General features: G+C 70.4%; 1 pseudogene. It reads left to right on the top strand.

Annotated elements, in window-relative coordinates:
• A pseudogene (locus tag C3481_RS16235) lies at positions 1–588 on the top strand (IS5 family transposase); the annotation flags it as partial.

Raw genomic sequence — 588 nt, 5'->3', positions numbered from 1 at the left:
GGAAGCCGTTGCCGGACCGGCAGGTGTTGTGCGGGATCCTGTACGTGCTGCACACGGACATCCAGTGGGAGTACCTGCCGAAGGAGCTGGGGTTCGGTTCGGGTATGACGTGCTGGCGGCGGCTGCGGGACTGGAACGAGGCCGGGGTCTGGCAGCGGCTGCACGAGGTGCTGCTGGCCGAGCTGAACGCGGAACGGAAGCTGGACTGGTCCCGCTGTGTGGTCGATTCTTCGCACGTCAGGGCGTTAAAAGGGGGCTCGCGACGGGCCCGTCGCCGGTCGACCGGGGCCGGGCCGGCTCCAAACACCACCTGATCACCGACGGGCATGGAACACCGCTCGCCGTCATCCTGACCGGCGGCAACCGCAACGATGTCACCCAGCTCCTGCCGCTGCTGGATGCCGTCCCGCCCGTCCGTGGCCGGGTCGGCCGACCGCGTCGCAGAGCGGTGACGCTCTACGGGGACCGCGGCTATGACCACGACTGCTACCGCAAGCAGGTCCGTGCCCGCGGCATCGTGCCCGCCATCGCACGGCGCGGCACCGGGCACGGCTCCGGCCTCGGCGTCTACCGGTGGGTGGTCGAGCG

This window comes from Microbacterium sp. Ru50 (assembly GCF_002920555.1).
In the GTDB taxonomy this organism is placed as follows: Bacteria; Actinomycetota; Actinomycetes; order Actinomycetales; family Microbacteriaceae; genus Microbacterium; species Microbacterium arborescens.
Note: the sequence above shows the minus strand (reverse complement) of the source record. Positions and strands in the feature narration are given on the sequence as shown.